This window comes from Salinibacter grassmerensis (genome assembly GCF_947077765.1).
In the GTDB taxonomy this organism is placed as follows: domain Bacteria; phylum Bacteroidota; class Rhodothermia; order Rhodothermales; family Salinibacteraceae; genus Salinibacter; species Salinibacter grassmerensis.
On record NZ_CAMTTF010000002.1, the window covers coordinates 424,628 to 438,025 of the forward strand.

The following is a 13,398-nucleotide window of genomic DNA, read 5'->3' on the forward strand; positions in this document are numbered from 1 at the left end:
CTCATTACTGACGAGACGCGAGTGTGTCCCGTCCGCTGGCCGTCTGTTAGGGAAACGCCGGGGCAAACGCCACAGAGCCTCCGAAGAAATTTCGCAGCGAACGGACGTGGAAGCGCTTGCGGTTCGGTGTGGTGCCCGCTTTCATGAGCGTACCGCGTCCCTTTTTACAAGCTGTCTCTTCTTTTCCCATGGAAGGCTCGAACTCAACCCCGCAGCCGAATGGTCAGGCCGAATCGTCCGACGGCTTCTTCGGTGAGGTCAACCAGATGTTTGACGAAGCCGCGGCTCAGACGGACCACGCACGCGGCGTTCTCCACCAGATTCGGGCCTGTGACAACATTATCCGGTTCGAGTTTCCGATCGAGCGGGATGACGGCAGCATTCAGGTCATCCGCGGCTACCGGGGGGAGCACAGCCACCACATGCAGCCCACGAAGGGGGGCATCCGCTACGCCCCGAGTGTAAACGTGGACGAGGTGATGGCCCTCTCGGCGCTCATGAGCTACAAGTGCGCCATCGTGGACGTCCCGTTTGGGGGGGCCAAAGGTGGGGTGTGCATTGATGCACGCAATTATTCGACGACGGAGCTGAAGCGCATCACGCGCCGGTACACCTTCGAACTCGAGCGAAAGGACTTCATCGGTCCCGGGACGGACGTGCCGGCCCCCGACTACGGCACGGGCCCGCAGGAAATGGCGTGGATCATGGACACGTACAACCAGATCGGCGACGAGGACCTCAACGCCCTGGCGTGCGTCACCGGGAAGCCGGTGGGGCAGGGCGGCGTGCGGGGCCGCACGGAGGCGACTGGCCGCGGCGTCTACTACGGCATCCGAGAGGCGTGCGGCTACCCGAAGGACATGGAGCGCCTCGGCCTGGAGCCGGGCCTGGCGGGAAAAAGCGTCGTCATCCAGGGGCTTGGCAACGTCGGGTACTACGCCGCGAAGTTCCTGGAGGAGGGGGGAGCCAACATCGTGGGCATCGCCGAAATTGAGGGGGCGATTCACGATCCCGATGGCCTCGACGTAGACGACGTGGTGGACCACCGCGAGGAGACGGGGTCGATCCTGGGCTTCGCCGACGCCGAGAATGTCGAGACCTCCGCGAAGGCGCTCGAACTGCCCTGCGACATCCTCATTCCGGCGGCGCTGGAGGGCGTGATTACCGCCGACAACGCCTCGGACATCCAGGCGAGCATCATTGCGGAGGCGGCCAACGGGCCCGTCACCTCGAAGGCCGACGAGATTCTCCAGGAGAAGAACGCCATGATCATTCCGGACGTCTACCTCAACGCGGGCGGTGTCACGGTGTCGTACTTCGAGTGGCTCCGAAATCTCTCTCACGTCCGGCATGGGCGCATGAGCCGTCGGTTTGAAGAGCGCAACGCTGAGCGCATCCTCCGGGCCGTCGATGAACTGACCGCGGAGGACTTCAATGAGGACCTTCTGGAGTTGCTCATCGAGCAGGTCGGCTTCGGGGCCGGCGAGCGGGACCTCGTGCACTCGGGGCTCGAAGACACCATGAGCCACGCCTACGACGAGATTCGGGCCATCCGCGAGAAGAAGGGGGTCGACATGCGCACGGCGGCCTTCGTGAGCGCCATCGATAAGATAGCGGGCTCCTACGAGCAGATGGGAATCTTTCCGTAGCGGGGGTCTCGACCCCCTCCACTGCGCCGACGAGGGGCATTGAGTTAAGGTTTGGTTGATAAACAATGACAATCGCGTTACATTGGCAAAACACTCCCGCAACGGCCTTCCGAACCTACGGAGTCTTTTGCCATGCACACGGTTCAGCGTCTCGTCGGTCTCCTCGTCGCAGTCGTGCTTGTCGGTGCAACCGGGGCCTGGGCCCAGCTCCCGTCCAACGAGCTGGAGGGCACGTGGAGAATGGTGTCGCAGGAGCTGGTCTACCCCGACTCGGTCGTTGATCAGAGCGACAGCTGGGGGGCCAACGTCAAGATCATAAACTCGACGCACTTCGCCTGGGGGCGAGAGATGGAAGATGGCGAGTCGGTACTCGCAGGGGGTGGGCGCTACGAGTATTACCCGGAGCGGGACGTGTACATCGAGCACATTCAGTACCACTCGGACCCCTCAATGAACGGGGTGACGCTTCGCTTTGAGGCCCGGATCGAGGACGACACATGGTACCACATCGGAGAAGTGGGCGACTACAAGCTCCGCGAGGTGTGGAAGCGGGTCGATCCGGAGCAGGTCCAGGCCGAGCTTCAGAACGGCACGATGACGGGTGAGCGCCAGGCCGACAGCTCTGAGAATCCGTAGGACAGGGACGCTACGCCGTTCAGATTGGGGCGTGCACCTCGATGCGCAAGACGGCCGTGCCCACGTCGTCCGTGAGCGTGAGGCGGTTTTCACAGCACCGAGCCTCATCCGTTGCGACGAAGAAGTCGGTCCGTATCAGGCGTTGGGCCAGCCGGGCCACCTGTCGGTAGGGGGCGGCATCGCGTTCGAGCTGATGGCCGCCCATGGTGCCGACCAGGCGTCGATCGGCCTTCGCATCGGTAGACAAGAGGCCGCACTCGTAGCCGTCCATCGGTTCGGCGGGGGGTAAAGCGAATACCGGTGGGGGCGAGAGGACACTCCGAGGAAGCGGAGAAGGATCATCCCGTCACCCACCACTCTTGCGGATGTTGGTGTTCGGTGGCTCCGGAGAGGTCGTGTCGGAAGCAGGCGTCCTCGGCCGACACGGGAATCAGGGCGGTCTCGACGTTCGTGGGGGTCAGGTCAACGTCCTGTGGCGGTGTTTCGCGGAGAGGGGTCCCGCTCGACGTGCTGCGGGAAGGTCTCTGCGGACTCAGGTTCCGCGAGGTTGTGAGGGCAGCAGCCGTACGTGGGCCGAGGGGCAGAACAGGGAAGAACGGGTGGATTCCTCGTTGCCCAGGTGAGTTGGGCGTCACAGGACGTCACGTCTCTGGAGGGCGCCGCGGTGGAGAGGCGCCCCGAAAAAGCACACGGGACGGGCCTTTGGGGTTTTCTCTTCGCGGGCTGTATCCTGCGAAGCATATGCTAGAAAAATAAAGGGCTATTGGGGGTATAGGGGGCGTCCACGTACTCCACGCCACTTTTAACCGTTGTGATGTCCATCCGATTTGCGTCCAGTTTCGTCGTCGCGCTCGTCCTGTCCCTGACTGCCTGCTCGCCCGACGCGTCCATGACCACCACCTCTCCCGACGGCGCCCTCACCATTGGCGTCGAGCTGCAAGACGGGCGTCCTCACTACCACGTGGAGGCCGGCGGCGAATCTCTCGTTGCCCCGTCGCCCCTCGGCTTCGAATTGGAGGGCGGCCCGCCCCTGCGCGATGGGTTTGAGGTGGTGAAGACGGCCCAGCGAACGGTGGACACCTCGTGGACGCCCGTGTGGGGCACTCAGGATGCCGTGCGCAACCACTTCTCCGAGCGCACGATCCGGCTTCAAGAGACGGACGGGCGGGAGCGGCAACTCGATCTCGTCCTGCGGGCGTACAACGACGGAGTGGCGTTCCGCTACCGCTGGCCCGAGCAGGCTAACCTCGACACGCTCCGCATCGCGTCGGAGGATACGCAGTTTCGTCTCACGGCGGACCACACTGCCTGGTGGATTCCCGACGACTACGACAACTACGAGTGGGTCTACCGCGAGACGCCGCTCAGTGCCATCCGCGACAGTGCCGCCGCGATCAGCTATAACTCGTATCTCGAAGAGGTGGACGGGGGGGCGCCCGACACGAGCGAGAAGGAGGCCGCCCCCGGCACCGTCAACCCGCCGCTTACGCTGCGCAGCCCGGGCCAGGAGCGGTATCTCGCCCTCCACGAGGCCGCCCTGACCGACTATTCGAGCATGACGCTGCGGGCCGATCCGAAGACGGCCACCACGCTCCATACCAACCTTGTGCCCTGGCCCGACGGTGTGAAGGTGAAGGCCCGCGTGCCCCACGAGACGCCCTGGCGCGTGGTTCAAGTCGCGGACCGGCCCGGTGGGCTCATCGAGTCGCACATCCTGCAGAACCTCAACGAGCCGTCGAAGATCGAGGACCCCTCCTGGATCGAGCCGATGACCTACGTCGGCATCTGGTGGGGCATGCACATCGACAAGTACACGTGGGACCAGAGCGGCACGCACGGCGCCACCACCGAGCGCACGAAGCGCTACATGGACTTCGCGGCGGAGCACGACATTGACGGCGTGCTGGTGGAAGGGTGGAACGAGGGCTGGTCGACGTGGCTGTCCGGCGATAGCTTTTCGTTCACGGAGTCGTACCCGGACTTCGACCTTCAAGAGGTCGTGGAGTACGGACGGGAGAAGGGCGTGGCGCTCGTCGGGCACCACGAGACCGGAGGCGACATTCCCGCCTACGAGCGTCAACTGGACGACGCCTTCGCGCTATACGACTCGGTGGGCGTGCCTGCCATCAAGACCGGCTACGCGGGTCCCATCCGCCCCGAGGGCGTGCATCACCACGGCCAGCAGATGGTCAACCACTACCGACGGGTCGTGAAAAAAGCCGCCGAGCATGACATCGTGCTGGACGTGCACGAGCCGGTCATGGGAACGGGCATCGAACGCACCTGGCCCAACATGATGACGCGGGAGGGCGTGCGTGGAATGGAGTACAACGCGTGGGCCGAGCCGAATCCGCCGTCGCACACCGTGACCCTGCCGTTTACGCGCATGCTGGCCGGCCCGCTCGACTACACACCCGGCGTCTTCAACCTCACGCCGGAGGAGACGATGCCGGACCACCGCGTGCTCACCACGCTGTCGAAGCAACTGGCCAACATGGTCGTGCTTTACAGCCCGGTCCAGATGGCGGCCGACCTCGTCGAGAACTACGAGGGCGAAGCGGCCGTCGAGTTTATTGAGCGTGTCCCCGCAGACTGGGCGGAGAGCCATGTCCTCGACGCCCGCATTGGCGAGTACATTTCCATCGCCCGCCGGGTGGCGGAGGGGGAGGCCTGGTACATTGGAACGACCACGGACGAGAAGGCACGAACTGTCGAGATCCCGCTCGATGTCCTCGAGGACGGACGGACCTACGTCGCCCACATTTTCGAGGACACGCCCGACACGGACTACCGCGACGCCCCTCATGCCTACCGCATCCGCCGCGGCCTCGTGACGGCGTCCGACACGATCGAGGCCAGTCTGGCGCGGAGCGGGGGGCAGGCGGCAATTCTGGAGCCCGCCACCGCGGCCGACGAGGAGAACCACGCGGCGCTGAAGTAGAAGACATGTGACCCGTCTGCGGGTCGTGATCGTCTCGTGTCCCCGCCGCCCCCGAGCACGAACGGCCGGGGCCGCGCCCACAAAACCCAGGGACGATCCTCGGGAACGATCGTTGATGTGCTCGGCCGCAGGTCCTACTTTTTCTGCCCTCTCCCTTTCCGCCCACACTTCTGCACGAGCCTCTCTCCGTCAATGAGCAATTCCGATGACCCCGCCGACGCGCCTTCCGGCGAGAGCCGCTACGAAGACCTGGAGCGTCGCCGCGAAGAGGCCGCGAAAGGGGGCGGGGAGGAGCGCATCGAGCGCCAGCACGACAAGGACAAGTTGACGGCCCGCGAGCGGCTCGATATTCTTCTCGACGACGACTCGTTTGAGGAGCTCGGCACGTTCGTGCGCCACCAGGAGACCAACTTTGGCCTCGACGAGGACCGCCCGCCGGGCGACGGGGTCGTCACCGGCTACGGCACCATCCACGGCCGCCTCGTTTACGTTTTCAGCCAAGACTTTACCGTCTACGGCGGGTCGCTGGGCCGGGCCCACGCGGACAAGATCGTGAACGTGATGGAGAAGGCACTGGAGAACGGGGCGCCCGTCATCGGCCTCAACGACTCCGGCGGTGCGCGCATCCAGGAGGGCGTGAAGAGCCTCGGGGGGTACGCGGACATTTTTAAGCTCAACACCGAGGCCTCGGGGGTCGTCCCGCAGATTTCGGCGATCATGGGGCCGTGTGCTGGGGGGGCGGTCTACAGCCCGGCCATCACCGATTTTACGATCATGGTGGAGGACACTAGCTACATGTTCGTGACGGGGCCCAACGTGGTGAAAACCGTTACGCAGGAGGAGGTGACGGCGGCCGACCTGGGCGGGGCCCGCACGCACGCGACCAAGAGTGGGGTGAGCCACCTTACGTGTAGCAACGACGTGGACTGCCTCCGCCGCATCCGCGAACTGGTGGGCTACCTCCCCCAGAACTGCGAGGAGGACCCGCCGCGCGTGCCGCGGGAGGAGGTAGCAGACGCCCACGACGGCGACGAGCTCGATGCCCTGGTGCCGGAGGACCCGAACCAGCCCTACGACATGCGCGACGTGATCCGGCACCTCGTCGACGCGGAGGATTTCTTCGAAATCCAGCCCGACTTCGGCGAGAACCTCCTCACCGGCTTCTCGCGCATTGGCGGGCGCCCGGTCGGGATCGTGGCGAATCAGCCGGCGGTGCTGGCCGGCACACTCGACATCGACGCGTCGATCAAGGGCGCCCGCTTCGTCCGGACCTGCGACGCGTTCAACGTGCCGCTGCTCGTGATGGAGGATGTGCCCGGCTTCCTGCCCGGCACCGACCAGGAGTGGAACGGCATCATCAAGCACGGGGCCAAACTGCTCTACGCCTTTTGTGAGGCGACCGTCCCCCGCATCACCGTCATCACGCGCAAGGCATACGGCGGGGCCTACGACGTCATGAACTCGAAGCACATCGGCGGCGACCTCAACTTTGCCTGGCCCACCGCCGAGGTGGCCGTGATGGGGCCGAAGAGTGCCGTCGAGATCATCTACCGCGACGAATTGGACGCGGCGGAGGACCCGGCGGCGGCAAAGGACGACTTCGTGGAGCAGTACCGGGACCGCTTCGCCACGCCCTACGTGGCGGCCGAGTACGGCTACGTCGACGATGTCATCAAGCCCCGTGAGACCCGCGAGCGCCTCATTCGTGGGTTTGACATGCTGGAGGACAAGGTGGTGAACAATCCGCGTAAGAAGCACGGCAACATGCCGCTCTAGCCTTCCGGGTCGGTCTCCATCCGGAACGGGCACGCCCTCACGACCGCCCCGTCCGGCCCGGGAGGCCCTCATTCGTCTCGTGAAGGGCGGAGACGGGGCGCGACATCTCTGAAACAAGATTTTTGCATTCGGATAGGACCCCGCACATATCAGACACCCAACCTGCTGGGGGCGTCCCGGCACGGCTTATTGCCGCGCCGGGGCTGAGACTGTACCCTTTGAACCTGACCCGGTTCACACCGGCGTAGGAATGGCCCGATACCGGCGACCCTCCGTGGCCGCCCGTGTATAGCTTGTGCCGCCTCCATCAGCACCGATGGGGGCGGCTTTTTTGTGGCCCCCATCAGTGCTCACCGCCCGTTCCCACAAAGATTCGGCCCGTTCACTGATGGCTCGTGCTCCACGTGTGCTTTCCTGTGCGACTCTCGTTTTGAGTGTGCTTCTGTGTGGAGGGGGGCTCTCTCCATTACAAGCCCAATCCGACTCCACCGCAACCGTCTCGGGACGCGTGATGCAGGCAGCGACGGGCGGCCCGCTGCCCGGGGCCAACGTCGTTCTTCGTGATTCGGAAACCGGGGCCCGACGCTACGGCACCGCCGCCGACTCGGCAGGGGCCTTCAGCCTGCGTGACGTTGTTTCCGGCCGGTACCGGCTCGTGGTGAGCTTTGTGGGGCACGCGCGGCACACCGAATCCCTTTTGCTGTCGGCCGGGACCATGATCCGCGACACGGTTCGGCTCCGGGAGCGCGCGCTCTCGCAGAACGAGGTGCTCGTCACCACGCGACGTGCCCGTTCGCGGGTCGAGCCGGTAACGGTGAGCAACGTGACGGCAGCGGAGGTGGACCAGCGGCTGGGCGTCAAGGACCTGCCCTCGCTGCTGTCGGAGACTCCGTCTGTCACGTTTCACTCGCAGAACGGGAATGGCATTGGGTACTCCACGCTCCGGCTTCGGGGCTTCAACCAGCGGCGCCTCGCCGTCTCGATCGATGGCGTGCCGCAAAACGATCCGGAGGACTTCAACGTCTTCTGGGTCAATCTCTACGGCATGGAGCCGTCCGTGGAGGACATACAGGTTCAGCGTGGGGCCGGCTCGTCCCAGTATGGGTCCGTCGGCATCGGCGGGGCCATCAACATCGTCACCGATCCCTTCGAGACAGAGCCCTATGCCCGGGTGCGGACCGGCGTCGGCTCGTTCGACACGCGCCGGTTTTCTGTGACGGCCAACAGTGGCCTCCTCGGCGGGCGCTACGTCGTCAATGCCCGCCTCTCCCGGGCCACGTCGGACGGCTACCGGAAGAATTCGTGGACCGAGTTCACCCGGTTCTTCGGCGGCCTCGTCCGCTATGGCGACCGCTCGACGCTCAAGCTGCAGGCGTTCGGTGGCATTCAAAAAGACGGGCTCGCCTTTCGCGGTATTCCCAAGTCCGCCAACGACGATGAGGAGGCCCGTCGTCAGAACCCCAGTGCCGTCTCGGACGCCAACGAGCGCTTCAATCCACCGCAGGTGCACCTCTCGCACGAGTGGCGGTTGTCGCCGACGTGGACCCTCGACCAGACTGCGTTTTGGATTAAGGGCGAAGGGCACTTCGACTTCGGCGCCGCTTTTCGGACCGCCGACTTTCTCCGGCTGCCCGACGACTTCGCCCCCAACGGCGACGCGCTCACGGAGGCGGAGCGGACGCGACCACTGTTCACGTTGGGCCTTTCGCCCGACGATGTTGTCGTGCGGAGCGCACTCGACCAGAACCAGTATGGGTGGATTCCAACCCTCGTCTACGAGGACGGCACCACCAAGACGACGCTGGGCCTGGAGGCGCGCCTGCACCGGTCGCTACGGTGGGGCCGCATTCAAGAGGCGGGATCGCAGATCCCGGACGCCGTGGTAGGGGCGGATCCCGACCGTCGCCTCTGGCAGTTCCGAAACGAAAAGATCATCGCGTCGGCCTTCGGCTCGCACCTGTTCCGGCCCCTCGATCGCCTGGCCGTCGAGGCCGACCTGCAGCTTACGTGGCGTCGATACCGCTTTTACGACGAGGAGACGTTCGACCGGGAGGGCGTGCGGGCGCACGACTTTACGAAGCCGTACGTCTTCGCAAATCCCCGACTTGGGGCCACCCTCAACCCCGACCGGCCGTGGAGCGCGTACGCGAGTGTGGCGTGGGCCCATCGCGAGCCGCGACGCACCCAGCTATACGAGGGACAGGAAGGCCCTGCGGGGGCGGTGCCTCAGTTCGCGACCCGGCCGGACGGCACCGTCGATTACGACGCGCCGCTCATCGAGTCTGAACAACTCCTTGACCTGGAGATGGGAGGCTCGCTCGAGCGCTCCCGGTATCGTGTCTCTGCCAATCTCTTCTGGATGGCGTTCTGGGACGAAATTGTGCCCAGTGGAGACGTCAACCAGTTCGGCGCCCCCCGTACCGGCAACGCCGACCGCACGCGGCATGTGGGGCTAGAGGTGGAGGGGGCTGTGCAGCTGCTGCCGGACTGGGCCCTCTCGGGCAACGCCATGCTGGCCCGGACGCGCTTCGCGGACTTCTCCGAGTTTCAGGCGGTCGGCGACACGACGGTGAAGCTGGACCGGGACGGCAACCCGATTGCGTCCTCCCCTGAGCAGCTGGCCAACCTGCGCACGTCGTACGAGTGGCGAGGGCTTACGGCGTCGCTCACGACACAGGTGGTGGGGCGGCAGTACGTCGACAATTCGGAGGGCACGACCGCTACGCTAAGCAGCGACGGAACGGTCGATCTCGAGGAAAACGACGCCCTCACGGTCGACCCGTACGCGCTGCTCGATGCGTCGATTTCGTATGAGGCCCCGCCCCGTTCGGCGCTGGGCGGCCTCCGGGTTCAGGTGAAAGCCAACAACCTGCTCGACGCCCGTGTGCTCCAGCACGGATTCCTAAACGCTGGGGGGGCGGCGCGGTTTTACCCTGCGGCCACGCGAAATGTCTTCGTCGAGTTGCAGTACTCGATTCGCTGAGAAAGCATCGTGCCGCGGGGGAGGCGCACCCGGGGCACTTTTCGTCACGCTCCCGCTGGGTCATCGCCGTCGATGAGCTGCTCCTTCTGTGCCCGACGGAGTTGCTTGATCGCGTACTCCCGCTGCATGGCCGTGGACTGGTTGTCGAACGTCTCCGTGTGGACCAGGGTCACCGGCCGCCGCCCGCGGGTGTACTTGGCCGCCGTGCCGTCGTTGTGCTCCGTGACCCGCCGGTCCACATCTGTGGTGTAGCCGGTGTAGTAGGTGCCGTCGCGGCACTCAACGATGTATACGTGATGACCCCCGGAGGGGGCAGTATTGGTCGGGGGGGATGAACTCATGGAAGAGCCCTGTGATCTCGTAGGGAGCGCTTGGCTGTCTGGACGTTTGGGTGTATGTTAACTCTGTATATCTTAACGTCCCCTCGCCCTACACAACACGTTTACGCAATATGGTAACCGCAATCGTTCTGCTCGACACCAAGCGCGGCAAGGTCAACGACGTAGCCGACGCGCTCGCGGCCCTCGACGGCATCACGGAGGTTCATTCCGTGGCGGGGCGCGTCGATCTCGTCGCCATGTTGCGCGTCGCCGAAAACGAAGCACTCGCCGACCTCGTCACCAACGAGATCCGTCAGGTGGAGGGCATCACGGACACCGAGACGCTCATCGGCTTTCGTGTGCACTCCAGCCACGATCTGGAGAACATGTTCGGGGTGGGTATGGACTGATGCCCCCCGGAAGGGGCAGAGGGAGCGATGCGCCGCTCCACTACCCGTTTCCGACGAAGAAGACGGCGTTGCTGAAGAGAACCTGCCCGTTGTACCAGAATCCCCGAAAGAGGGGATTGTCGACGAAGTAAGTCACCTGGCCGTCCCCGAGTGACTGCGTCCCGAAGAGGAACGTGTCGTCGACCGCCCGCTGCGCCTCGTGGCCCATGAAGCCGCCGACGGGCGTCGGGGTCTCTAGGGCACCCACGGTCTGCCCGTCGTCAAGGTAGGCAAATGCGTCGTCATTGCGCTTGAGCGTGAAGTACGGCGGCTCGACGCCGAAGCCGAGCGGATGAGAGTCGTCAAGCTGCACACGATGAATGCTACCCGGCGTGGCCCCGGACAAGCGCTGTCGTGTCTGGGCGCCATAGGACGTGAGTGCATCGTCCTCATCCGTCTCCGAGGCATCGGAGGTCTCCCGCGTGAGGGCATAGGACGGACGGTCCGCTAAGGCGTCATTGGCGGCGCCCATGGAGATGAGGCGCCCGCCCTGGCGCACCCAGTCCGTGAGGGCTTCGGCCCGCGCATCTGTGAGCCACTCGGCGTATTCCCCATCCGGAAGCACGAGCACGTCCACGTCGTCTAGCATTGAGGCCTCAAAATCGTCGGCCGGCAGGAGCGTGACCGGGTAGTCGAGCTGCCGGTCGAAGAAGTGCCAGACCTCCCCGGCCCGGGACGGGCTCGTTGGGGGCCCCGAAAGGGCGGCCACGTGCGGGGCCTCCACGAACCCGACATTGTCGGACCCGAAGTCCGGTCCCTGTGCGGTAAATCCGGTCGAGGCACCGTGGAGCGACTGGTCGTGGGCCTCGGCCAGCCGGCGCACCGTCGCGTCGAAGCGGCCGGTCCGGGTCGCATTTCCGGCGCGTGTGAGGACAAGGGCCCCTGGCTCAAACGACCGGTCGTCCACCGTAAACGACTCTGTGGCGAAGCGGAGGCGAAGTCCTGCGTCCAGCAGCGCCGCCGCGAAGCGGGCGTCGGCCCGGCTCGTCCAGGGAGTGACGTAGGCGTAGGGCGCGTCCGTGTCGCCGGTCATGGCGCCGGTCGAGCCCGGAGCGGCGTTGGTGTCGGGAGCCACCGACTCGGAGAGGGCGTAGGCCTCCAGGCCGTAGGCGTGCGGCAGGCTCCAGGCCGTGATGTCGTACGTCAGGGAGTCGACGATGGTCGTCTTCGGTTCCAGGAGCACTTTTGCGAGACGGGCCTTTGGCTGGGCCGCGTTCACGAGGAGGTCCCCCTCCCGGAGGCGTGCCTGCTCGGACTCGCCGCTGCGGTAGCTGCGTCCGCGCACCGTCCGCGGCTCGGTCACGTAGCCGTGGCGAATCTCTTGGCGGTCCAGGTGGTCGGCGAGGGCCGCGAGGCGGTGTCCCTGTGCGTCCCGTCGCACGACGTAGGTTCGGTACTTGCCGGGCGGGCTCTCCTGAGCCGACGCGTAGTAGTCCGCAAACTGCTGCACTACCCGCTCGTGGTGCTCGGCCGTGGCCTCCACGGTGGAGAGGCCGGTGGTGTGGTGGCGGCGGAGCCGGTCGAGCAGGGTGAGCGTATCGCCCTCGGCAGTGACGATGGCACGTCCGGCCCGCCCCGAGCCGCCCTGTTCGTAGGTCATGCCAATGGCGCCGTTGAAGAGGGGCCACGTATCCCCGTAGCCGGGGTAGAACAGGTCGAAGACCTCCTCGGTGAAGTAGAGCCAGCCGTTCTCGTCGAAGTAGTCGGCGTTGTTGCGGCCGATGGTGAACTGAAAGTCACGCTGCCACTCGGTCAGGTTCTCGTGGAACGGCTCGGCGCCGGGGGCGAAGTAGTAGGGCTCGTTCACGCCCATCTCGTGGAAGTCGACGTGGACGTGCGGCATCCACCGATGGTAGGCCGCCAGGCGCTGCCGCGTCTCCGGCTGGACGCCCCAGGCCCAGTCGCGGTTGAGGTCGAAGTAGTAGTGGTTCGTGCGGCCGCCGGGCCAGGGCTCGTGGTGCTCGCGGGCCGCCGGCCGGGCGTTGGGCTGGTCCCCGGTCGTGCGCTTGTACCACTGCACGTAGCGCTCGCGGCCGTCGGGGTTTAGGAGGGGATCGAGCAGCACCACCGTGTCGCCGAGGCAGTCGCCCGTTCGCTCGTTTTGGGGATTTCCGAGGGCGTGGAGGGTGCGGAGTGCCGCCTCGGTGGAGACGGATTCGTTGCCGTGTACCCCGTAGCTCAGCCAAACGATGGCGGTGGGCTCGGCCTGAGGAGACCCGTCGGCCAGACCGGTCCGCTTCCGGTTGTCCCGCCGGATCGTCTCGATGCGGTCGTGGTTGCTCGGGGCGGTCACGGTGGCGAGGAGGAGCGGACGGCCCTCCACCGATGTGCCGTACTGGCGGTGTGCAACGCGCGGGGAGTGTTCGGCCACGTGTCGCACGTAGTCTACGACCCGGTGGTGCGGCGTAAACTGCTCGCCGAGCTCGTAGCCCAGGAAGGTGGCGGGGGACTGCAGGGGCTCCGGCTCCGACGGCTGGGCCGGGGCCGTGAGGGGCAGAACCAGGAGGGCGAGGACCACGAGGCCAAAGCGGGGGAAGCGGGCGGTGCGCATGGTGGGGGCGGCGATGAGAAGAGCGGATAATGCGCCTCCACAACAAACGACGGCCGCAGGGCACTTACAAGGAACGGACACGAACGAATCGCG

At 65.6% G+C, this 13,398-nt stretch carries 9 protein-coding genes; 6 read left to right on the forward strand and 3 right to left on the reverse strand.

What is annotated here, in order from left to right; genetic code table 11:
• Positions 1-188 precede the first annotated feature (188 nt).
• Together OJB03_RS05995 and OJB03_RS06000 are read left to right on the forward strand one after the other, a co-directional pair.
• On the forward strand, positions 189-1,649 hold the full coding sequence (locus OJB03_RS05995; RefSeq protein ID WP_263785978.1) for a Glu/Leu/Phe/Val family dehydrogenase: 1,461 nt from the start codon (positions 189-191) through the stop codon (positions 1,647-1,649).
• 132 nt (positions 1,650-1,781) lie between these two features.
• Entirely contained in the window at positions 1,782-2,285 is a 504-nt protein-coding gene (locus OJB03_RS06000; RefSeq protein WP_263785980.1) for a hypothetical protein, read from the forward strand.
• Between the two features lie 19 nt (positions 2,286-2,304).
• On the opposite strand, the gene OJB03_RS06005 is transcribed toward OJB03_RS06000, so the two are convergent.
• Positions 2,305-2,556, reverse strand: coding sequence for a hypothetical protein (locus OJB03_RS06005; protein WP_263785982.1), 252 nt, complete (start codon positions 2,554-2,556; stop codon positions 2,305-2,307).
• Between the two features lie 543 nt (positions 2,557-3,099).
• Between OJB03_RS06005 and OJB03_RS06010 the strand changes: the two genes are divergently transcribed.
• The 3 genes from OJB03_RS06010 (at position 3,100) to OJB03_RS06020 (ending at position 9,985) form a co-directional block, all read left to right on the forward strand.
• Entirely contained in the window at positions 3,100-5,226 is a 2,127-nt protein-coding gene (locus OJB03_RS06010; RefSeq protein WP_263785984.1) for a glycoside hydrolase family 97 protein, read from the forward strand.
• A gap of 192 nt (positions 5,227-5,418) precedes the next feature.
• On the forward strand, positions 5,419-7,002 hold the full coding sequence (locus OJB03_RS06015; protein ID WP_263785987.1) for an acyl-CoA carboxylase subunit beta: 1,584 nt from the start codon (positions 5,419-5,421) through the stop codon (positions 7,000-7,002).
• Between the two features lie 388 nt (positions 7,003-7,390).
• Positions 7,391-9,985, forward strand: coding sequence for a TonB-dependent receptor (locus OJB03_RS06020; RefSeq protein WP_263785989.1), 2,595 nt, complete (start codon positions 7,391-7,393; stop codon positions 9,983-9,985).
• 44 nt (positions 9,986-10,029) lie between these two features.
• On the opposite strand, the gene OJB03_RS06025 is transcribed toward OJB03_RS06020, so the two are convergent.
• Positions 10,030-10,326: a GIY-YIG nuclease family protein gene (locus tag OJB03_RS06025; protein WP_263785991.1), complete on the reverse strand. Its 297-nt coding sequence runs from the start codon at positions 10,324-10,326 to the stop codon at positions 10,030-10,032.
• Positions 10,327-10,436: 110 nt separating this feature from the next.
• On the opposite strand from OJB03_RS06025, the gene OJB03_RS06030 reads away from it, so the two are divergent.
• Positions 10,437-10,715 (forward strand): Lrp/AsnC family transcriptional regulator, encoded by a 279-nt coding sequence (locus tag OJB03_RS06030; protein WP_263785993.1) that lies wholly within the window; start codon positions 10,437-10,439, stop codon positions 10,713-10,715.
• Between the two features lie 40 nt (positions 10,716-10,755).
• Here OJB03_RS06030 and OJB03_RS06035 read toward each other — a convergent pair whose 3' ends face one another.
• Positions 10,756-13,305: a M14 family metallopeptidase gene (locus OJB03_RS06035; RefSeq protein WP_263785995.1), complete on the reverse strand. Its 2,550-nt coding sequence runs from the start codon at positions 13,303-13,305 to the stop codon at positions 10,756-10,758.
• Between the last annotated feature and the right edge of the window lie 93 nt (positions 13,306-13,398).

Bases quoted from the DNA above. Each gene is read 5' to 3' on its own strand.
- OJB03_RS06025 (WP_263785991.1), bottom strand. From the start codon at position 10,326: ATGAGTTCATCCCCCCCGACCAATACTGCCCCCTCCGGGGGTCATCAC.
- OJB03_RS06010 (WP_263785984.1), top strand. From the start codon at position 3,100: ATGTCCATCCGATTTGCGTCCAGTTTCGTCGTCGCGCTCGTCCTGTCC.
- OJB03_RS06030 (WP_263785993.1), top strand. From the start codon at position 10,437: ATGGTAACCGCAATCGTTCTGCTCGACACCAAGCGCGGCAAGGTCAAC.
- OJB03_RS06005 (WP_263785982.1), bottom strand. From the start codon at position 2,556: ATGGACGGCTACGAGTGCGGCCTCTTGTCTACCGATGCGAAGGCCGAT.
- OJB03_RS06020 (WP_263785989.1), top strand. From the start codon at position 7,391: ATGGCTCGTGCTCCACGTGTGCTTTCCTGTGCGACTCTCGTTTTGAGT.
- OJB03_RS06035 (WP_263785995.1), bottom strand. From the start codon at position 13,305: ATGCGCACCGCCCGCTTCCCCCGCTTTGGCCTCGTGGTCCTCGCCCTC.
- OJB03_RS06015 (WP_263785987.1), top strand. From the start codon at position 5,419: ATGAGCAATTCCGATGACCCCGCCGACGCGCCTTCCGGCGAGAGCCGC.
- OJB03_RS06000 (WP_263785980.1), top strand. From the start codon at position 1,782: ATGCACACGGTTCAGCGTCTCGTCGGTCTCCTCGTCGCAGTCGTGCTT.
- OJB03_RS05995 (WP_263785978.1), top strand. From the start codon at position 189: ATGGAAGGCTCGAACTCAACCCCGCAGCCGAATGGTCAGGCCGAATCG.